This is a genomic window from Subtercola endophyticus (assembly GCF_021044565.1).
GTDB classification, from domain to species: Bacteria; Actinomycetota; Actinomycetes; order Actinomycetales; family Microbacteriaceae; genus Subtercola; species Subtercola endophyticus.
Map to the genome: position 1 here is coordinate 4,108,343 of NZ_CP087997.1, position 18,880 is coordinate 4,127,222.

At 62.1% G+C, this 18,880-nt stretch carries 17 protein-coding genes, 3 tRNA genes and 1 pseudogene; 9 read left to right on the forward strand and 12 right to left on the reverse strand.

Translation table 11 applies throughout. The features are described 5' to 3' along the window. The first annotated feature begins 5 nt into the window (after window positions 1-5). Both LQ955_RS19055 and LQ955_RS19060 read left to right on the forward strand, forming a co-directional pair. Complete coding sequence (locus LQ955_RS19055) at window positions 6-383, forward strand: PIN domain-containing protein (protein ID WP_231026046.1); 378 nt, start codon at window positions 6-8, stop codon at window positions 381-383. 116 nt (window positions 384-499) lie between these two features. Then, window positions 500-1,252, forward strand: coding sequence for a DUF429 domain-containing protein (locus LQ955_RS19060; RefSeq protein WP_231026047.1), 753 nt, complete (start codon window positions 500-502; stop codon window positions 1,250-1,252). A 234-nt stretch (window positions 1,253-1,486) separates the two neighbouring features. Here LQ955_RS19060 and LQ955_RS19065 read toward each other — a convergent pair whose 3' ends face one another. The 5 genes from LQ955_RS19065 to LQ955_RS19085 form a co-directional block, all read right to left on the reverse strand. Then, complete coding sequence (locus tag LQ955_RS19065) at window positions 1,487-1,771, reverse strand: STAS-like domain-containing protein (RefSeq protein WP_231026048.1); 285 nt, start codon at window positions 1,769-1,771, stop codon at window positions 1,487-1,489. Continuing rightward, window positions 1,768-2,586, reverse strand: a complete 819-nt coding sequence (locus tag LQ955_RS19070; RefSeq protein ID WP_231026049.1) for an ATP-binding protein — start codon at window positions 2,584-2,586, stop codon at window positions 1,768-1,770. The genes LQ955_RS19065 and LQ955_RS19070 overlap by 4 nt, the downstream gene beginning before the upstream one ends. A 252-nt stretch (window positions 2,587-2,838) precedes the next feature. Then, complete coding sequence (locus tag LQ955_RS19075; protein WP_313788366.1) at window positions 2,839-3,924, reverse strand: DNA cytosine methyltransferase; 1,086 nt, start codon at window positions 3,922-3,924, stop codon at window positions 2,839-2,841. Then, complete coding sequence (locus LQ955_RS19080; RefSeq protein WP_231026051.1) at window positions 3,879-5,822, reverse strand: ATP-binding protein; 1,944 nt, start codon at window positions 5,820-5,822, stop codon at window positions 3,879-3,881. Before LQ955_RS19080 ends, LQ955_RS19075 begins: the two co-directional genes overlap by 46 nt. Before the next feature lie 141 nt (window positions 5,823-5,963). Then, window positions 5,964-6,218 carry a ribbon-helix-helix domain-containing protein gene (locus LQ955_RS19085; RefSeq protein ID WP_231026052.1) on the reverse strand — a complete coding sequence of 85 codons (255 nt, stop codon included), beginning with the start codon at window positions 6,216-6,218 and terminating at the stop codon, window positions 5,964-5,966. Window positions 6,219-6,274: 56 nt separating this feature from the next. Here LQ955_RS19085 and LQ955_RS19090 point away from each other — a divergent pair, with 56 nt between their 5' ends. The 3 genes and pseudogenes from LQ955_RS19090 to LQ955_RS19100 all read left to right on the forward strand — a co-directional run bounded on the left by LQ955_RS19090 (window position 6,275) and on the right by LQ955_RS19100 (window position 8,703). Further along, a complete protein-coding gene (locus LQ955_RS19090) occupies window positions 6,275-6,661 on the forward strand; it encodes a phage integrase central domain-containing protein (protein ID WP_231026053.1) in 387 nt (128 codons plus the stop codon). 12 nt (window positions 6,662-6,673) lie between these two features. Continuing rightward, a pseudogene (locus LQ955_RS19095) lies at window positions 6,674-7,186 on the forward strand (site-specific integrase); the annotation flags it as partial. Window positions 7,187-7,227: 41 nt separating this feature from the next. After that, a complete protein-coding gene (locus LQ955_RS19100; RefSeq protein ID WP_231026054.1) occupies window positions 7,228-8,703 on the forward strand; it encodes a DUF4041 domain-containing protein in 1,476 nt (491 codons plus the stop codon). 7 nt (window positions 8,704-8,710) lie between these two features. Here LQ955_RS19100 and LQ955_RS19105 read toward each other — a convergent pair whose 3' ends face one another. The 5 genes from LQ955_RS19105 to LQ955_RS19125 all read right to left on the reverse strand — a co-directional run bounded on the left by LQ955_RS19105 (window position 8,711) and on the right by LQ955_RS19125 (window position 10,497). Then, complete coding sequence (locus LQ955_RS19105) at window positions 8,711-9,286, reverse strand: hypothetical protein (protein ID WP_231026055.1); 576 nt, start codon at window positions 9,284-9,286, stop codon at window positions 8,711-8,713. Window positions 9,287-9,431: 145 nt separating this feature from the next. Next, a tRNA-Phe gene (locus tag LQ955_RS19110) sits at window positions 9,432-9,504 on the reverse strand. 64 nt (window positions 9,505-9,568) lie between these two features. Beyond that, window positions 9,569-9,642 (reverse strand) — tRNA-Asp (locus LQ955_RS19115). 89 nt (window positions 9,643-9,731) lie between these two features. Then, window positions 9,732-9,804: transfer RNA gene (locus LQ955_RS19120), tRNA-Glu, on the reverse strand. Window positions 9,805-10,002: 198 nt separating this feature from the next. Further along, window positions 10,003-10,497, reverse strand: coding sequence for an inorganic diphosphatase (locus LQ955_RS19125; RefSeq protein ID WP_231026056.1), 495 nt, complete (start codon window positions 10,495-10,497; stop codon window positions 10,003-10,005). 47 nt (window positions 10,498-10,544) lie between these two features. Here LQ955_RS19125 and tilS point away from each other — a divergent pair, with 47 nt between their 5' ends. Then, entirely contained in the window at window positions 10,545-11,702 is a 1,158-nt protein-coding gene (tilS, locus tag LQ955_RS19130; RefSeq protein ID WP_231026057.1) for a tRNA lysidine(34) synthetase TilS, read from the forward strand. Window positions 11,703-11,835: 133 nt separating this feature from the next. Then, window positions 11,836-12,387, forward strand: a complete 552-nt coding sequence (hpt, locus tag LQ955_RS19135) for a hypoxanthine phosphoribosyltransferase (protein WP_231026058.1) — start codon at window positions 11,836-11,838, stop codon at window positions 12,385-12,387. A 201-nt stretch (window positions 12,388-12,588) separates the two neighbouring features. Here hpt and LQ955_RS19140 read toward each other — a convergent pair whose 3' ends face one another. Beyond that, on the reverse strand, window positions 12,589-14,139 hold the full coding sequence (locus tag LQ955_RS19140; protein WP_231026059.1) for an MFS transporter: 1,551 nt from the start codon (window positions 14,137-14,139) through the stop codon (window positions 12,589-12,591). Between the two features lie 99 nt (window positions 14,140-14,238). Between LQ955_RS19140 and LQ955_RS19145 the strand changes: the two genes are divergently transcribed. Further along, entirely contained in the window at window positions 14,239-14,889 is a 651-nt protein-coding gene (locus LQ955_RS19145; RefSeq protein WP_231026060.1) for a TetR/AcrR family transcriptional regulator, read from the forward strand. A 155-nt stretch (window positions 14,890-15,044) separates the two neighbouring features. Here the strand turns inward: LQ955_RS19145 and LQ955_RS19150 are convergent, their stop codons facing one another. Then, window positions 15,045-16,565: an MFS transporter gene (locus LQ955_RS19150; RefSeq protein ID WP_231026061.1), complete on the reverse strand. Its 1,521-nt coding sequence runs from the start codon at window positions 16,563-16,565 to the stop codon at window positions 15,045-15,047. Window positions 16,566-16,861: 296 nt separating this feature from the next. On the opposite strand from LQ955_RS19150, the gene ftsH reads away from it, so the two are divergent. Next, complete coding sequence (ftsH, locus tag LQ955_RS19155; RefSeq protein WP_231028200.1) at window positions 16,862-18,874, forward strand: ATP-dependent zinc metalloprotease FtsH; 2,013 nt, start codon at window positions 16,862-16,864, stop codon at window positions 18,872-18,874. The last annotated feature ends 6 nt before the right edge of the window (window positions 18,875-18,880 follow it).

The following is an 18,880-nucleotide window of genomic DNA, read 5'->3' on the forward strand; positions in this document are numbered from 1 at the left end:
AAGCATTGATCCTGCTCGACACGAATGTGCTGATCCAGCTTCCCGCTGCTCTTCCCGATGACACATTCGGCGCCAGCATGATCTGCCTCGCCGAACTCCACTTCGGTGTCGAGGCGGCGCCAGACGCTATTTCTCGCGCTGACCGCACCCGCCGTTTGTCCCGTCTGAGAGGCACCTTTGACTGGGTGCCGTTCGATGAATTCGCGGCCGAGGCATACGGTGTACTCGCCGCCACGGTTTCGCGCACGCGACCAGGCCACGCGCGCAGCAAAGACATCATGATCGCCGCTCAGGCTTATTCGCTCGGCGTGCCGCTGATGACGCGCAATGTCAAAGACTTCGAACTCATCAGTCACATGGTGCAGATCATCGGCGCCGAGTGAGGGCGCTCGCCGCGGACTGACGTTCACGATGGGTGGTCTTCGACTGTCGGTGGTCTCCGACTGTCGGGGGTGTGGCCGTGCCCGGCCTACCCTTGACGAATGCCGATGCGTCGAGGATGCCCGTGATCACGGCCGGCGTCGACCTCGCCGCCGAGCCGAAGGGAACCGCGCTCGCCGTCATCGAGTGGATGCCCGGTTCCGCTGTTCTGCGCGACCTGCGCCTGGGCGTCGCCGACGAGGCGATCGTCGTGGCGGCCGCCGGGTGCGACAAACTCGGAATCGACTGCGCCCTCGGTTGGCCCGACGATTTCGTCGCCTTCGTTGCGGGGCACGCTGCCGGTGACGTGCTTGCGGCCCACGCCGACGGTGCCATGGCCTGGCGCCGCACACTCGCCTATCGCGCGACCGACCGTGAGGTGCGGGAGGTCACCGGGCGTTGGCCGCTGAGCGTCTCGACCGACCGGCTCGGCCTCACCGCGATGAGGTGTGCGGGTCTGCTCGGGCGCCTCCGGGCATCCGGAATCGACGTCGACCGCGCCGGCGCCGGCCGCATCGCCGAGGTCTACCCCGCGGCATCCCTGCGGCTCTGGGGATTCACCACGGCGGGCTATCGCACCGAACCTGCCCGTCGAGCCGAACTCGTCGCCGCACTGGGGGGTGAGGCCCCGTGGCTTGACCTGACCGAATTCGAGCCGCTGATGCGGGCCTCGACCGACGCCTTCGACGCCGTCATCGCGGCCCTGGCCACGCGCTCCGCCGCCCTCGGCCGCTCGACCGTCGCGCCGCCCGGGATGCTCGCGCAGGCCCGCCGCGAAGGCTGGGTAGCCCTGCCGACCGGGCCGCTCGCCGACCTGGTCGACTCCGCCTAGCGTCGGGCTGGAACAAAAAAAGCCTCAGCCTCCGTAGAAGCCGCAAGGCGAGGCAGTGGCTCCGACCGGCATCGATCCGGTGACCTTTCGATTTTCAGTCGTTCTTCCACGTCATCGCTGATGCGTCGAGCGCCCATTTTCCCCTAAGAGACAAACGAAATGACTGCGGAGTGATGACTAAAGCACCGTCTAATTTCGATGAAATGTGTCCAAAATTTGTCCGCGGTGATGACATTAATCTTCGAAGTCATCTTGCGCGTACTCGACAACGATCTGAATTATGTCCTTTATGGCATCGTTGCAGTGTTTGAAGTCGATTTTTTCGAGGCTATCGGGGTTCTCACGAACGATTGCGGCTAGTAAGGCGTGAACGAATGACTGTGTCGCGAGTTCAACGTGACTGAAGTCGAGGAGAGCGGTCTTGCCTCTTGCGAGGGTTGGCCTGAGATACGTGTCCCGGATGTGTGCAGCGGCATCTTTGTCACCCGCGAAATTTCCCGTGGACGCGTGGATTTTCAACTGAACCGAGCCTTGTGGCGAGCTCGCTTCTGCGTTCTAACGTTTAGATCGTAGACCTTCCGGATTTCGCTCATTAGAGTGTCGAATGCGACCGAGTCTTCGACCTTCAAGTCCACACCTACGGCCGTTCCAAAGAACGGCGCGTCAAGGCTCGTCCAGACGACAACATCATCGCTTAGATCTGGATGAAGCTGAGGTTCATCGTCGAGCTGAGGTTCAAGTTGCATCAGGCTATGGCCAGAGAGCACCAGCATTCGTTGCTTGGCGAGAGTTGCTAGAGCCTTCATGAAGAAGAGGCCGGCACCTCCATTTGTCTCATCCCCTCCATATTTCGCGGTGACTCCGGAGATACCCGGCGTCATAGCTAGCTTTACGGCTGCGTGGTCGTCGACGGCTCGATGCGACTGTCGAATACTTTGGGTAATACCCATCCCGGAGTCGGATACCCCAATGAGAATTCGACCATCATTGGACACGGACGCTGCGGCGTAGGCATCGAATCCGATCCCGGAGTGCTCTAACACGTTGCGGATCAGTTCGAATAGTACGTACTTCACGGTATTTGCAGTTTCCGCGGAGGTATGTAGCAACGGGACGAAGTCCGTTACGAATTCGGTCAAGTTCTTGTTATCGGTGATGGCTTTCAGCGGAATGTAGGAACCAGTTGGATCGAATTCCTGTGAGCCGACGCTGCCAGATTTTTCGAGCGCACGAAAGAAACCCATTTCATTAAGCGCTCGCGCTTCCGTCATATCCCCCTGGCACTCGATTGCCTGCCCAAGCCCGCGTGCCCGGGCTGCGATGGAGGCAGTCATACACAGCAAGACCGGATGTAAGGCACCCTGATCGCTGGGCAACTCTATTTGTAGCCCCGACACGTCGGGATCTCTTATTGACTGAATGAACGACGCGATATCGGGAAGTTCCGCGCTAATGGGAATTGGGATTAGCAAGAATGCCCCCACTTGCTTGCCGACCAAACGGAAAATGGGGCCAGAGTGCCGCGTCTTGTGTCTCCGACGCGCAGTGCCCTCATGCTAGTTGGTATCCCCCTGGTGCTCATGCGGCTACTTTTTGAGGCCCAACGAGGCAACAAGACTTAGGGCAATGCCACGCGCCATCTTTACTGGCACGGCATTCCCAATTTGACGCTCGATATCCCCGTGCTTGCCGGCAAATTGGTATGTCGCCGGAAATGTTTGGATGGCCGCGGCTTCCCTAAGAGTGATCGCACGGTCGAGAGTCGGGTGAATGAACGAGCCGCATGCTGGCGTCGTGCATCGAGTTGTCATTGTAGGTGCCGGATCATCCAATCGAAGTCGACCGTACGACCCGGCGGCGCTCCTCTGGCTTCCCGCCGGCAAGTTCTTGTGGCAGGCGAGTTGAAGGTGCTCGGGCAAGTCAAAGCGATTGCCGCCCAGCGGAATTGCAGCGATTCGCTCTTCAACAAGTTGCGATGTTGGGCGAGGAACGTGCAGTGGGTCGGTCGGATCTATCGACTGCTCAAGCTCTTCAAACGCCTCGCGCACGCTCTTGGGAGAAACTAAATCGGCGGGGCTAAGTTTGGCTGGCAATACCTTATTCTTGCCTCGTAGAGCCAAGATTATGAACCTTTTTCGACGCTGCGGCACGTCAAAGTCTGTTGCGTCAACGACATACGACTTGACCGCGTAGCCCATAATCGCGAGAGCAGACATGAGATCTGCTGAGCGATGATCCCTACCAAGCCCAGGGACGTTTTCAAGGAGAACGCTCATCGGTCGTAACGCCCGTACGAAGCGTACGGTATGCCCCACAAGATCGTTTCGATCGTCCCTCCGGCCATCCATTCGACCCTCCGCCAGGGTGGAGAAACCTTGGCAGGGTGGGCACGCCTTCAGTAACGTGAGTTCGCCCGGTTCTAATTGAAGCTCGTTCCGGACTTGGGTGGCAGGCAGTGTTCGAATGTCCGTCTGCCACACCCGCACCCGTGGATGATTGAGGCGATAGGTCTCTGCTGCGATCGGGTCCAGTTCGACAGCGCCTAGTACTTCGAATCCTGCGTCGGTCAGACCCTGTGTAGCTCCCCCCGCGCCTGCGAATAAATCGATGGCTGTAAAGGTCTGACTCACTCTTGCACCTTCGCAGCTCTTGAACGCGAGATTGCAAGCCACCCAAGATGCAGGTCTCTCGATTGTTCTAGAACTTCGGCCCAAGTCCGGATTTTCACTGATCCGAGAGAATTGATGTTGATCGCTGCTCGGTAGTCAGGCGGCACAGAATCGTAGCTGCTCGAAATCAACATTCCATGAACTAGCGCGGGAGCCCCTTGGCTAATCTGAAACTGCTGCACGCGCTCCACGAGAGAGGTGAAGTTGGCAATTGCGGCCGTGTTTGTTTCGACTTCGTCACGCAGTTCGATGATGGCGATCTCGTCAGTGGCCGCTGGCGCCATCGGAGCAAAAACGCGGATAGAACTATCTTTTGGGGAAATTGGCCAGTCGTGTTCCGCCAGCACACTATTCATCTCAATCCCTGACCCAAGCTGATGCAATCGCGGGTCAACGACCCAGATATCGTCGCCAAGCATTTCGTGGGCTCCAACGATATGTCCGCCTCTCGCCAAGCCAGCTCGTATCTTCTCGATTGTCGTAAGCCTTGCCTCGATTACAGCGATCAGACGTCTTGCATCTATCGCCCCGAACTGCGAGACGAGTGACCATAGTTCAGGATCGTGGTCGTCACCTGCGGTTTCGATTTCGGCAGCCACGCGTTGCACTTGCGCGTCACTTCGGCTTTCGATTACGGAGCGCATAATCTCGTTGACCTGTGATTGTTCAATTTCGGGCAGTCGACCGAGCTTATCCGCGACACCACGAAGTGCGCGCCGTTCGCGCGAACTTGTGTTCCCGAGGATTAGGTCCAGTTCCTCGTTCTTCTCGGTTTCGTCCGCGGATAGCTTTTGCCGCAAGTCTTGGCGAACCCTCAAAGCCCACGCGAGGCGCCGACGGCCCCAATCCATGAACTCATCCAGGCGAGCGTTCTCTAGTTGAAGTTGATCTCGATTGCTTTGGATGTAATCCGAGTCAATATCGTCCCCCTGATCCAGCCAATCCGCTACAACCTCTCCAACCAGGTATTCCATTCCTAATTGGGCGGTCGTTCCGGCTGATCTCTCAAATTTGAATGGACGCTGAGCCATCTTGTCGCGGGCCAGAACGCTGACCCCGAGCTGATCACTATCGGTCAATGGTTTTTCAGTGAAGCCAATCCACCATTTGATCTCGTCACCGGATGGCAGTCGCTCGACACCCCAACCGTCCGAATCAACCTGGGCACCAGCCGGGGTTTCGTCTCTAGGGAGTCGAAACTGAAGTGGTATGTCGAATCGTTCCAAAGGCCGACCATTTATGATGACTTTCATGTCGCGTATGGCGAATCGACGCGACATCGCGGTTTGAAACGTATCTGCCGAGATTTTGCGCTTCACCCTGAGTTTTGTCAGACGAACCCTTGTGCCGTGTTCGAGAGGAACACCGTTTGGGTCAAGCAGAGGAAGAGGATTGACAATGTCGTCGACGAAGTAGTTTTGATCGGGATTCAGTAATCGCAGCTCGTCGTAGTCGATCCCGAACGAGGTGCGAACTCCGTCTCGCACCGTTGTGCACTCGAGGTATCCGGCAGTGCCGAAGGCGGCCAATTTGCCGATTCCCTTTCGACCATGCACCAGCCGCCCGCCCTCGGACTTATCCCCGAGCCTCGTCAACCGCTTTTTCCGCCCAACCACCAGGTAAGCTTCCTGCGCTTCGGATCTCGTCATGCCATGCCCATCGTCAAGCACGACGAGTTCGCCGTTTTCGCTCCAATCGTCGCCGAAGGGCACTGTTACCCACACATGATTAGCGTCAGCGTCCCAAGCGTTGCTGATGAGCTCCGCGACAGTTGCAGTAACGGATGGGTAAAGCTGCGCACCGAGTTGCTCGACGAGGGAACCGCCAAATTTCAGGACCAAAGGGCGCGGCGCACCGGTCGCGCTTTCGAGAACAAGCTCCTGTGGCTCATTCCTGTTCATTATCTAGCGCTCCTTGGGCATACAACGTGATCGGATTGTGATGACGATTGGGAGAACGCGATCCCCACTCGGTCCTATAGAGACTGTATCTATTTCGTTACTGCGGCGTGCGGCCCGACGTACGTGTCGGGCTTGAAACTATTAGGCAATCTTGAGCCACTCGCGAAGTGCCTCGCGGATGACGTCGCTGCGCGTGCTGTGCTCCTGTTCCGCCCGGTCGTCGAGCGCCGACTCGAGTTCAGGGTCGAGCCGGATCGTCGTTACGTGCGCAGCGGCGCTTCCCATTCGCGGACGTCCGCGTCGTTTGAGCTCTACGACGTCGTAGCCGCGCTCTGCTTCGTCAGCCCACTCCTGGATCTGAGCGTCTGACACGGGCTTGCCGTTGATTGTGGCCACTGTCGAAGTTTCGAAGATGCGGTGAGTGGATCGACCCTACGAGGTCGCGATCGACTGTGGCGAGCGTCGCCGTGGAGTGGTTCACCGCTCAGGTCCAGGTGAAGCCGACGACTCTCTCTGGCTATCGCCATTCCCTCGACAAGCACGTTTTTCCGAGATGGGGTCACTTGCGGCTAGTTGATGTCAACCATGGAGAAGTTCAGGCGTGGATCACAGACTTGATGAAGACCCTGGGGCCCTCCATGGTCCGACAGATTCATCTCGTCTTGGCCGGCGTCATGAAGTATGCCGTTCGTGACGGCCGAATCATCAAGAATCCGTGCGATGACATTCAACTCCCCAGGATCGTCAGGAAGAAGCGTGGTTACCTGAACCACGCGCAAGTGCGCGCTCTCGTAACCGAGTGCGGCGAGCAGGGTGACATCGTTCTGTTCTTGGCCTAAACCGGCCTACGTTGGGGCGAGATGGCTGGCCTGACCGTAGAGCGCCTCGACATGAGCCGTCGTCGAGTCGAGGTCTCCGAGGCAGTCTCCGAGCCCCGAGGCGTCATCACGTGGGGTACGCCGAAGAATCACGAGTGTCGATCCGTCCCATTTCCAGAGTTCCTCGTTCCACATCTTGAAAAGCGTTGCTCAGGCAAACCACGCGAGGCAATCGTCTTCGCCGGAGCTGACGGGGGAGTACTCCGGTCAAGCAACTTCTGTGGTCGCGTGTACGACGGTGCCGTGAAGCGAGCCATGACTGCCGATCCCACCTTCCCGCGCGTCACAGTTCACGATCTGCGGCACACCGCAGCCTCACTCGCGGTTTCAGCTGGTGCAAACGTCAAGGCAGTCCAGCGGATGCTCGGCCACGCATCGGCGGCGATGACTCTCGATGTCTACGCTGACCTCTTCGACGACGATTTGGATGCAGTGGCGACGGCACTTAATCGAGGCGCAGTCATGAGCGAATGTCTCACAAACTAACTAAGCGATATGCTCGCCATTGATTTGTTCGAGGGGGACGAATGGCCAACGCAGCTGCTGGATGGTACGACGACGGTTCAGGCCGTCAACGATGGTGGGACGGCACTCAGTGGACTGAGTATTTCCAAGACGACGTTCGGCCACCAGCGAGCCGACGAGAGGCTCGGGCGCAACAAGAGGTCGTTACGCCTGTTGCAAACGCTCAGGCCACAAGCGTGCCGATTGCGATCGATCGACTGTCCAAGAGAGATGCGCGAGACCTTGCGACTCGATTGCAGGCAGAGTGCGAACGACTTGCGGCGATCGTAGACAAGCACGGGCTCAAAACGTTCGCCGACATCGACTCTTATCGCGCGCAGGCAGAGGCTGCGATGGCTGCCGAGCGCGTGGAGTTGGAGGTGCGTCTCGCCGAACTGAATCGATCACTCCAAGAGGTGGAAATGAGACGTCAGTCCGCAGAGGCTGACGTCGCGGGTCTGAATGCGCAACGCATCGAGATCGCTGCGACAATCGAACTCCAAAACGTCGGACTGTTCGATTTCGAGCATCCTGCACAGTCCTCCGCGCAGCTTTCTACGCAGCTCGAATCGCTCCGCGCGTCGATCAAGGAGCGCATTCGTCTGAAGCAGGCCGTAATCACCGCAACCGGATTCACATTCAACGGATCTACAGCGCTGGGCAAGAAATTCACTGACAACATGGCCAAGGTTTTGTTGCGGGCATACAACGCTGAAGCCGAGAACGCTATCAAGACGACGAAGGCCGGCAATCTTCATGTTGCGCAGACGCGGCTGACTCGAGCCGCGGAGCAAATCGCGAAGAGCGGTGAGATGGCTTCGCTTCGCATCGATTCGCAGTTCCATTTTCTGAGGCTCAAAGAGATCGAACTCGCCAATGAGCATCTGATGACTGTGCAGCGCGAAAAGGAACTCGAGCGAGAACGGCGGGCGGAGCTACGCGAGCAGCAGAAGGCCGAGCAAGAACTCCGTCGGGAGGGCGAGCGGCTGCAGAAAGAGAAGGCGCACTACGCTGCGGCCATCGCGGCACTGGCAGCCAACGGAGACCTCGAGGGTGTCGAGCGAATGAACGCAAAGCTAGAAGACGTCCAGCGAGCGATTGATGATGTCGACTACCGCACCGCTAACATCCGGGCGGGATACGTCTACGTGATCTCGAACGTTGGTGCATTTGGCGAGCGAATGGTCAAGATCGGAATGACCCGGCGGCTCGAGCCAATGGATCGGGTCAACGAACTCGGCGACGCGTCCGTTCCGTTCCGTTTCGATGTGCACGCGCTGGTTTTCGCAGACGACGCGGTCGGCGTCGAAGCGATGCTGCATCAGACGTTCGCGGCGCAACGCGTCAATCGCGTGAACCTTCGACGCGAATTCTTCTACACGACTCCTGCGGAGGTGCTCGCAGCACTGAAGGCTCAGTCGGTCGAAGTGGTCGAGTACACGATTGGCGCTGTGGCCGAGGAATTTCGAGCAAGTACCGGCAATGTTCTGGTGACCTGAATCACTTTCACCACAGGTCTGAATCGCCAAACCACAATTCGAGTTGCGACCAGGGTGGCTTGCGATCCTCGCCGTAATCGGTTGGAGCTTCCCGGTCCATCAGCCCGAACTCAGTGAGAAAGTACTTCGCGAGATTGGTGCCGTAGAAGATCGTGTCGAGCCCGTGGACTGACAAAACTGGAGCGCCAGACTCGCTTGGCTCAGCCGGCATGTAGCGATGCGCGTACAACGGAACAAGGGCGGGCCAAAGATTGATCTGCCTGATCGCGATGTCCGCAGCTTCAAACAAGGAGGTCGGCCGTTCGCCCCAGGTGCGGCCCCACACGCCATCTTCGACTACGTACGAAAGCACCCAGTCCTTATGGCGGTCGAGTCGCTTTCTGACTTCATCATCCGAGTCGGAGCGCCAGCCGACCCATCCTTTGCCCACGGGCAACACTCTCGACAACAACTGTCGGTGATCTGGTCCGAACCGAAAGTCGAAAGTGCTCTCGATGCGGCGTAGCTCGGATTCTGACAGTCCTGCTTCTACGGTGACGCCGACCATGCGCAGTACCTCGACTGCTTGATCGACGATGTTCACGTATCCTCAATCCTCGACGCGATTCGGAGGGCATCGAGTCAGCAAGTTGGAATGTGTCCAAAATGTGTCCACGGCACCGAAACAGCGCATCTCGAGACGGGAACGAAAAAGCCCTACTCCAAGTAGAAGCCTCGAAGTAGGGCAGTGGCTCCGACCGGCATCGATCCGGTGACCTTTCGATTTTCAGTCGAACGCTCTACCAACTGAGCTACAGAGCCGAAGAGCGCGAGGCCCTCCAGAGGCCGAAAAACCCTTCCCGAAGGAAGGGCACTCGAACCTTTGCGACCCTGACCGGACTTGAACCGGCGACCTCCGCCGTGACAGGGCGGCGCGCTAACCAACTGCGCTACAGGGCCAAACTGATGAAACTGGTACTTCTTGTGAAATTGTGTTGCTGAGCATCCGTTGCCGGGTGACCCCAGAAGAGCCTACCCTACGTCAGCTGTGACCCCAACGGGATTCGAACCCGTGCTACTGCCGTGAAAGGGCAGCGTCCTAGGCCGCTAAACGATGGGGCCGTTTTGACAACTCAACGAGTATGCCACACCGCTGAGTCGCGCGCCAATCGATCCGAATCCGCGCGCGTCGGGTGAGCATCCGCGCCGCACGGCGACCCGTTCGCTCGCCTCGTCGACGAAGGCGCGGTAGTTCGGAACAACTGCGGTGGTTCGAACTACCGCGCATGCGCCGAACTACCGCCGATGCGGAACGCGACGCTAGTGTGCGCCCTCTGCGGCCAGCTTGGTGATGCCGTTCTGGATGATCTCGTCAGCATCCGCGGCAGAGCCCCAGCCCTCGGTCTTGACCCATTTGCCGGGCTCGAGGTCTTTGTAGTGCTCGAAGAAGTGCTCGATTTCGCCGCGCAGCTGCGAGGGAATGTCCGAGACATCCTGAATGCCAGCCCAGCGCGGGTCTTTCGCCGGAACAGCGATGACCTTCGAGTCGACACCCGCCTCGTCGCTCATGTTGAACACGCCGACCGGCCGCACCTTCACGCCCACGCCGGGGTAGACGGGGTACTCGAGCAGCACCAGCACGTCGACGGGGTCGCCGTCGAGGCCGAGGGTGTTCTCGAAGAAGCCGTAGTCGGTGGGGTAGACGAACGAGGTGAAGAGCACGCGGTCGAGGTACACCCGGCCGGTTTCGTGGTCGACTTCGTACTTGTTGCGGCTTCCCTTGGGAATCTCGATGACGGCGTCGTAACTGGCCATGACGAAAGTGCTCCTTTATGAGTCGATAACTGCAATAACGTTACTGGATGCATCCGAACGAACGCCGCCCGCGCCTCACCCCGGCGATGGCCGACGTGCGCCGTGCCGTGCGTGAGCTGCTCGGCGAGGTGCTGTCGCCCGCGGCCGCGTCGGCAAGAGTGGATGCCCGGCAGCCCGACCCCGCAGGCTCGCCGCCGCAGGCTGCACCGGCTCCGGATGCCCGGCTCGTGCTCGTCGCCCTGAGTGGCGGCCCCGATTCCCTCGCCCTGGCAGCCGCGCTCGCCTTCGAGGCGCCGCGTGCACGCCTTCGCGCCGGCGCCATCATCGTGGATCACTCCCTGCAACCAGGATCGGCCGAGGTCGCCGCCCACGCTGCCGCCCAGGCCCGGGCCCTCGGCCTCGCCCCGGCGCTCGTCGAGCGCGTGGTGGTGGCGCGCTCGGCCGCGGCGGTGGACCGCACCCGCGCCGAAGCCGACACAGACCCCGCGGCGGGCGAGTCGGGCGAGCCTCCGACGCCCACCGGCGGCCCCGAGGCCGCCGCCCGCACGGCCCGTTACGCGGCCTTCGAGCGCGCCCGCGCTGCCACGGGTGCAAGCTTCATCCTGCTCGCCCATACCCTCGACGATCAGGCCGAGACGGTGCTGCTGGGTCTCGCTCGCGGCTCCGGAGCGAGCAGCCTGAGTGGCATGAGCCGCATCAACGGGGTGTATCTGCGGCCGCTGCTGGGCATCCACCGGCGAACCGTGCACCACTCTCTCGAAGACCAGGGGCTCGAGGCGTGGCACGACCCGCAGAACGACGACCCGGCGTATGCCCGCGTGCGTGTGCGCAGCACCGTGCTGCCGCTGCTCGAGGCCGAACTCGGCCCCGGAATCGCCGAAGCCCTCGCGCGCACCGCTGACCTGCTGCGTGAAGACGACGAGGCACTGGATGCCCTGGCCGCCGAATGGGCGGCCGAGATCGTCGAGCACGCCGAGGCCGGCATCGCCATCGATGTGCACGGCCTCGCCTCGAACCCGCCGGCGCTCGCGCAGCGGATCGTCCGCTACGTGGTCGCCGCGGAGTTCGGCACGGCCCTCTCGCGCACGCAGACCCTTGCCGCGATGCGGCTCGTGCACGACTGGCACGGGCAGGCCGGGGTAGATCTGCCGGGCATCCGCGTCACCCGGGCCGCCGGCCAACTGCTCTTCGCCCGCCGCGCCTGACCGCGCGTCGCCTCGAAACAGCGGAGATTTCGGGGGAGTGCCCCGCTATAGGCCTCACGGGGTCGGAATCTCCTCCGAAATGCCGCCCCAGGCAGCGCCGCGCCGCCCCGGCCGCGTTGGGTAGGCTGGCCGCATGGATTCCAGCGACGTCGAAGCCGACCTTTCGAACATTCTGATCACTGAGGCCGAGATCCACGCGAAAATCGCCGAACTCGCCCGCCGCATCGAGGCCGACTACGCCGGGCAAGACCTGCTGCTGGTGGGCGTGCTGAAGGGTGCGGTCATGGTGATGGCCGATCTGGCGCGCGAGCTGCACCTGCCGGTGAGCATGGACTGGATGGCCGTGAGCTCGTACGGCAACAGCACGCAGTCGAGCGGTGTGGTGCGCATTCTGAAAGACCTCGACTCCGAACTCGAGGGCCGTACGGTGCTGATCGTCGAAGACATCATCGACTCGGGGCTCACGCTGTCGTGGTTGCTGGCGAACCTGCGCTCACGCGGCCCGGCGTCGGTTGAGGTGTGCGCGCTGCTGCGCAAGCCCGACGCCGTGAAGATCGAACTGGATGTTCGCTACGTGGGCTTCGACATTCCGAACGAGTTCGTGGTGGGCTACGGGCTCGACTACGCCGAGAAGTACCGCAACCTCAAAGACATCGGCGTGCTGTCGCCGCACATGTACTCCTGACGCCTGCCCCGCCCGCAGCTGGTCGCCGGCCCGTGAAACGGGGACGAGCCGGTCGCGGCCGGCCGAGCCGGTCGCGGCCGGCCGAGACCGCCACGGTCGGACGAGCCCGTCGCGGTTGACCGAGCCCGCCGCGGTTGACCGAGACCGCCACGTAGACGTGTCGACTTCGGCCGCACGAGATGGACTCGCGCGTCGGATGCGTTACGCCGTGGCGGGGGCGCCGGCCGCGTCGTTCGCGCGGTCGTTCTCGCGGTGCTGCTCGGCCGTGGCGTGCGCCGCGTGCAGTGTCGCCTGAATCGACGCTTTGCGCTTGTAGAGCAGCGCCGCCATGATGGCGCCGGCCAGGAAGAACGCCGATGCGCACCAGTACGCCACGTGGTAGCCGTTCACGGCGGCCTGCGCCGCGACCGCCGCCTGCGCGGCCGGCGTCGTGGCCCCGGCGATGTTCGAGGCGATGAAGTTCGTCACGGCGGTGGCGACCAGCGTGTTGAGCAGGGCGGTGCTGATCGAGCCGCCGATCTGCTGACTCGTGTTCACCATAGCCGAGGCGACGCCGGCGTACTGCCGGTCGACACCGAGCGTGGCGGTCTGGATCGACGCCGGCATGATCGTGCCCATCGCCAGGCCCATGAGCATCAGGGGCGGCAGGATGTTCGCAGCATAGGTGCTCGCCAGGTCGAGCTGGGTCATCCACGCCAGTGCGATCGACGCCATGACCATTCCGGTGGGAACCAGCACCTTCGGGCCGAACCTCGGTACGAAGATGTTCGTGCTGAGTTGGGCGGCCAGCACGAGGCAGGCGATCATCGGCAAGAACGAGAGGCCCGTGGTGATGGGCGAGAACCCGAGCGAGGTCTGCAGGTAATAGGTCAAGAAAAGGAAGACGGCGAACATGCCCGAGCCCGCCACGAAAACCGACAGGTACGACGCCCCGCGGTTGCGGTTGAGAATGATCGGCAGCGGCAGCAGCGGATGCTTCGCGCGCTGCTGCCAGAGCACGAATGCCACGAACAGGATGCCGCTGGCCACCAGCATGCCCCACGTCCAGAAGTCGCCCCAGCCGTTCGTCTCGGCGTTCGAGAAGCCGTACACGAGCGAGAACAGAGCCGCCGAGACGAGCAGCGTGCCCGGGATGTCGAGCTTGGGTCGCGCGCCGACCCGCTTGCCGAGCGCCGGCACGAAGATGATGGCACCGATCACCGCGATGATGGCGAAGAAGACGTTGATGTAGAGGTTCCAGCGCCAGCTGTAATCCTGGGTGAGGTAGCCGCCGAGCAGCAGCCCTACCGCGCCGCCTGCACCGGCGATGGCGCCGAAGACGCCGAACGCCCGCGCACGCTCTTTCGGAATGGTGAAGGTGGTGGTCAGCACGGCGAGAGCGGTTGGCGCGAGCAGTGCGCCGAAGACGCCCTGCAGGGCACGCGCGGCGACGAGGGTGCCGAAGCTGTCGGCCGCGCCACCGAGAGCGGATGCCGCGGCGAACCCGATGAGACCGATGATGAAGGCGCGTTTACGCCCGATGAGGTCGGAGACGCGGCCGCCCAGCAGCAGCAGGCTGCCGAAGGCGAGTGAATAGGCGGTGACGACCCACTGCCGGTCGCCGTTGCTGAACCCGAGGTCTGCCTGGGCCGCAGGAAGCGCGATGTTCACCACCGTGGCGTCGAGCACGACCATGAGTTGTGCGAGTGCGACGGTGGCCAGAGTGAACCAGCGACGAGTAGATGCGGTTTCAGCCGCCGTTTTCTCCGACATGTTTGATAGCATATACGGTACTCACCAGTTTCGGATATTGAGAGTTTCTGAAAATTGGATGGTTCTTCACACGTTCTTCACAGAAAGGCAGCCGCTGTAATGACGCAGATCGACGCCCCTCAGATCACCCTGCCAGGGACCACCGACACCGCCCCGAAGCTCGGCCGCAAGCGTGATCACACCCGTGACCCCGAGATTCTGGATGCCGCACTCGAGGTTCTCGCCGAGACGGGTTACGACGGCATGACCATCGACATGGTGGCTGCCCGCGCCAAGGCGGGTAAGGCCACGCTCTACCGCCGCTGGTCATCCAAAGCCGACCTGGTGATCGACGCAGTGGCCTGTATGAAGCAGAGTCACTTCGATCTCGAAAGCCTGCCCGACACCGGTACCCTGCGCGGCGACATGGTCGCCATGATCAAGCCGCACTCCATCGAAGAGGGAGAACGCAAGCTGCAGATCATGGCCGGGGTCATGTCGATGCTCTCGCGCGACCCGGGTCTCGCCGACGTGGTGAATGCGGCAATCGTCGAGCCACGCGCGAGTGTCAACCGGATGTTCATGCAACGGGCCGTCGCGCGAGGTGAGATCTCGGCAGACGCTGACATCGAGACTCTCGCCATGATCACGTCGTCGATGGCTGCGTATCGCACCCTCGTGCTGAAGAAGCCGGTCGACAAGGAGTTCTTGCTATCGATCATCGACGGCGTGCTGATGCCGGCGCTGGGCATCCGCCCTACCGCTGTCTAGCTCCGTAGCCTCACCTGGCGAAGACGCCTCACCTGGCGCAGTCGACTCACCTGGCGAGATCGCCGCGACGCCTCGCCTGCCGCAACAAAAAGTCGCCCGAGCCTGAACGGCCGGGCGACTTTCTGCTGTGCGACGTGAACCGCTGTGCGACGGTGTTAGTGCGCGGCGACCAGGGGAAGGTCGTCGGCAGCGTCTTCGGCCTGAGCCTCAGCGTGCGCGGCGTGGGCCGTCGCCGTGACGGTCGAACGACGCGTGTAGAGCAACGCCGAGATGATCGCGCCGACCGCGAAGAAAATCGCACTGAACAGGTAGGCGGTGTTGTAGCTCGCGATGGCGGCGTTCGAGATGACCTCGGGGGAGGCCGGCAGATGCGATGCGACATAGCTCGTCGCGGCGGTCGCCGCGAGCGTGTTCAAGAGCGCGGTACCGATCGACCCGCCGACCTGCTGGCTGGTGTTGACGCTGGCCGAGGCCACGCCCGCGAACTGGCGGTTCACTCCGAGTGTCGCGGTCTGCATCGCGGCGGGCATGATCGATCCCATCGCGAAGCCGAGAACGAGCAGCGCCGGCAGGATGTCTCCGAGGTAGGTGCTGTTCGTATCGAGCCTGGTGAGCAGCAGCATGCCGATCACGCCGATCACCATACCGGTCGGAACCATGACCTTGGGCCCGAACCGCGGAACGAAGATGTTCGTCGACAACTGCGCCGCGATGACGAGCATCACGATCATCGGCAAGAAGGCGGTGCCGGTCTGAATGGGCGAGTAGTGCAGCGAAACCTCGAGGTAATAGGTGACGAACAAGAAGATGCCGAACATTCCGGCACCGGCGATCAGCACAGAGAGGAACGAGGCGCCGCGGTTGCGGTCGAGCACCACGGCGAGCGGCAGCAGCGGATGCTTCGCCAAACGCTGCCAGAGCACGAATGCCGCGAGCAGCACACCGCTGGCCACGAGGAAGCCCCAGCTCGAGACCGATCCCCAGCCGTCTGTCTCGGCGTTCGAGAAACCGAAGACCAGTGAGAACAGACCGGCGGAAACCAGGATCGTTCCCGGAATGTCGAGCTTCGGGCGAGGACCGGTGCGTGCGACGGTGGTCAAGAAGATGACCGCGCCGATCACGGCGATGACGGCGATGAACACGTTGATGTAGAGGTTCCAGCGCCAGTTGAAGTTCTCGGTGAGCACACCGCCGAGAAGCAGTCCCACGGCGCCGCCGGCTCCGGCGATCGCGCCGAACACGCCGAAGGCGCGAGCGCGTTCCTTGGGAATGGTGAAGGTGGTTGTCAGCACGGCGAGCGCTGTGGGCGCGAGCAGAGCGCCGAAGGCTCCCTGCAGGGCGCGTGCAGCGACCAAGGTGCCGAAGCTGTCGGCTGCGCCGCCCAACGCCGAGGCGATGGCGAAGCCGATCAGCCCGATGATGAAAGTGCGCTTGCGCCCCATCAGGTCAGACAGGCGGCCGCCGAGCAGCAGCAGGCTGCCGAAGGCGAGGGAGTAGGCCGTGATGACCCATTGGCGGTCGGCGTTCGAAAAGCCGAGGTCGGCTTGAGCGGCGGGGAGGGCGATGTTGACGACGGTGGAATCGAGCACGACCATGAGCTGGGCGAGGGCGACGACGACGAGCGTCCACCAGCGGCGCGATGGCGCGGCGGTGATTTCGGGTGAGGCTTCAGACATAACCATCAGCCTATACGGTACTGGCGAGTTTCGGAAATGAACAGTTCCTGAATTTACCCGATCGAAACATACGGCTGACGGCAGACGGATGATCGCTGGAATGGGCAACCGCGACGAGTGGCCGATCATTCCCGCTTCGGCGGAATGCTGCGGAAGTCGCCGGTGCCCATCATTTAAGCGACGTGCGTTAAGCCCACGGGGAACACGCAGGGCACGCCCAGTCGGGCACGGGTAACCTTAGCCAGTACTTGGTGACCAGAAAGGTGCCGGTTTTGCCGCAAGAACCGAAGAAAGACATGAGCCTGAGGCGTATTTTCAGGTCTCCGATTCCGTACATCATCCTTGGTGCCATCGCGTTATGGGTCGGCTTCGGCCTGATCACCGGCTCGGGTTTCCAGCAGGTCTCCACTCAGCAGGGGCTTCAGTTCTTGCAGAACAAGCAGGTCTCGCAGGCACTCATCGTCGACGGCGAGCAGCGTGTCGACCTCACGCTGACCAGCCCCGACGCGAAGTACGGCTCGAAGGTGCAGTTCTACTACGTGACCCCGCGCGGCACCGAGGTCATCGACGCCGTCACGGCTGCGGCCCCCGCCGACGGGTACAACGACCAGGTTCCGCAGACGAACTGGTTCGTCTCGCTGCTGGGCATTCTTCTTCCGGTCATCCTCATCGGTGCGTTCTTCTGGCTGATGCTCTCGGGCATGCAGGGCGGCGGAAACAAGGTCATGCAGTTCGGCAAGTCGAAGGCGAAGCTGGTGTCGAAAGACACCCCGAAGGTCACCTTCCAAGACGTCGCCGGTAACGACGAGGCCATCGAAGAGCTCGAAGAGATCAAAGATTTCTTAAAAGACCCGTCGAAGTTCCTCGCCGTCGGTGCGCGTATTCCGAAGGGCGTTCTGCTCTACGGCGCGCCCGGTACGGGCAAGACGCTGCTCGCCCGCGCTGTCGCCGGTGAGGCCGGCGTTCCCTTCTACTCCATCTCGGGTTCTGACTTCGTCGAGATGTTCGTGGGTGTCGGTGCAAGCCGCGTGCGTGACCTGTTCGAACAGGCCAAGCAGAACTCTCCCGCCATCATCTTCATCGACGAGATCGACGCGGTCGGTCGTCACCGTGGCGCAGGCATGGGCGGCGGGCACGACGAGCGCGAGCAGACCCTCAACCAGCTTCTGGTCGAGATGGACGGCTTCGACGTCAAGACGAACGTCATCTTGATCGCGGCGACGAACCGCCCCGACATTCTCGACCCCGCACTTCTGCGCCCGGGCCGCTTCGACCGACAGATCGGTGTGGATGCGCCCGACCTCAAGGGCCGCCAGCAGATTCTCGAGGTGCACGGCCGCGGCAAGCCCCTGGCCGCCGGGGTCGACCTCGAGGTGCTCGCTCGCAAGACGCCCGGTTTCACGGGCGCCGACCTGGCGAACGTGCTCAACGAGGCCGCCCTGCTCACCGCTCGCTCGAACGCGCAGCTGATCGACAACCGTGCGCTCGATGAGGCCGTCGACCGTGTCATGGCCGGCCCGCAGCGTCGCACGCGCATCATGCGCGACAAAGAGAAGCTGGTCACGGCGTACCACGAGGGCGGTCACGCTCTCGTCGCCACCGCGATGAACTACACCGACCCGGTGACCAAGATCACGATTCTGCCGCGAGGCCGTGCCCTCGGTTACACGATGGTGCTGCCGCTCGAAGACCGTTACTCGGTTTCGCGTAACGAACTGCTCGACCAGCTGGCGTACGCCATGGGTGGCCGAGTGGCCGAAGAGGTCGTGTTCCACGACCCGACCACGGGTGCGTCGAACGACATCGAGAAGGCCACCGACACGGCGCGCAAGATGGTGACCGACTACGGAATGTCATCGAACGTCGGCGCGGTCAAGCTCGGCAGTGCATCCGGTGAGATGTTCTTGGGGCGCAACATGGGCCACGAGCGCGATTACTCCGACAGCGTCGCCCAGCAGGTCGACGCCGAGGTGCGCACGCTCATCGAGGCGGCGCACGACGAGGCCTGGCAGGTCTTGAACGACAACCGCGACATTCTCGACCGTCTGGCGACCGAGCTGCTCGAAAAAGAGACGCTCGATCAGCACGAGCTGGCCGAGATCTTCAAAGACGTTCGTCACCTGCCTCCCCGCCCGCAGTGGCTGTCGAGCGAGCGGCGCCCCGTGTCGTCGATTCCGCCGGTGGAGTTCGTGACCGCGAAGGCCCCCATCGACCTCGGCGCAACCGACGGCGGAATCTCGAGCGAGCCTGAACTCGAGACGAAGCCGAAGCGCGCCCCGCAGGCTCCGCCGCGGCCTGCCACCGCCTGAGGCACT

What these genes read in the sequence shown, in the direction of transcription:
- LQ955_RS19070 (WP_231026049.1), bottom strand. Translation starts at nt 2,586, where the DNA reads ATGACTGCCTCCATCGCAGCCCGGGCACGCGGGCTTGGGCAGGCAATC.
- LQ955_RS19145 (WP_231026060.1), top strand. Translation starts at nt 14,239, where the DNA reads ATGACGCAGATCGACGCCCCTCAGATCACCCTGCCAGGGACCACCGAC.
- ftsH (WP_231028200.1), top strand. Translation starts at nt 16,862, where the DNA reads ATGAGCCTGAGGCGTATTTTCAGGTCTCCGATTCCGTACATCATCCTT.
- hpt (WP_231026058.1), top strand. Translation starts at nt 11,836, where the DNA reads ATGGATTCCAGCGACGTCGAAGCCGACCTTTCGAACATTCTGATCACT.
- tilS (WP_231026057.1), top strand. Translation starts at nt 10,545, where the DNA reads ATGCATCCGAACGAACGCCGCCCGCGCCTCACCCCGGCGATGGCCGAC.
- LQ955_RS19150 (WP_231026061.1), bottom strand. Translation starts at nt 16,565, where the DNA reads ATGTCTGAAGCCTCACCCGAAATCACCGCCGCGCCATCGCGCCGCTGG.
- LQ955_RS19140 (WP_231026059.1), bottom strand. Translation starts at nt 14,139, where the DNA reads ATGTCGGAGAAAACGGCGGCTGAAACCGCATCTACTCGTCGCTGGTTC.
- LQ955_RS19100 (WP_231026054.1), top strand. Translation starts at nt 7,228, where the DNA reads ATGGCCAACGCAGCTGCTGGATGGTACGACGACGGTTCAGGCCGTCAA.
- LQ955_RS19060 (WP_231026047.1), top strand. Translation starts at nt 500, where the DNA reads ATGCCCGTGATCACGGCCGGCGTCGACCTCGCCGCCGAGCCGAAGGGA.
- LQ955_RS19080 (WP_231026051.1), bottom strand. Translation starts at nt 5,822, where the DNA reads ATGAACAGGAATGAGCCACAGGAGCTTGTTCTCGAAAGCGCGACCGGT.
- LQ955_RS19125 (WP_231026056.1), bottom strand. Translation starts at nt 10,497, where the DNA reads ATGGCCAGTTACGACGCCGTCATCGAGATTCCCAAGGGAAGCCGCAAC.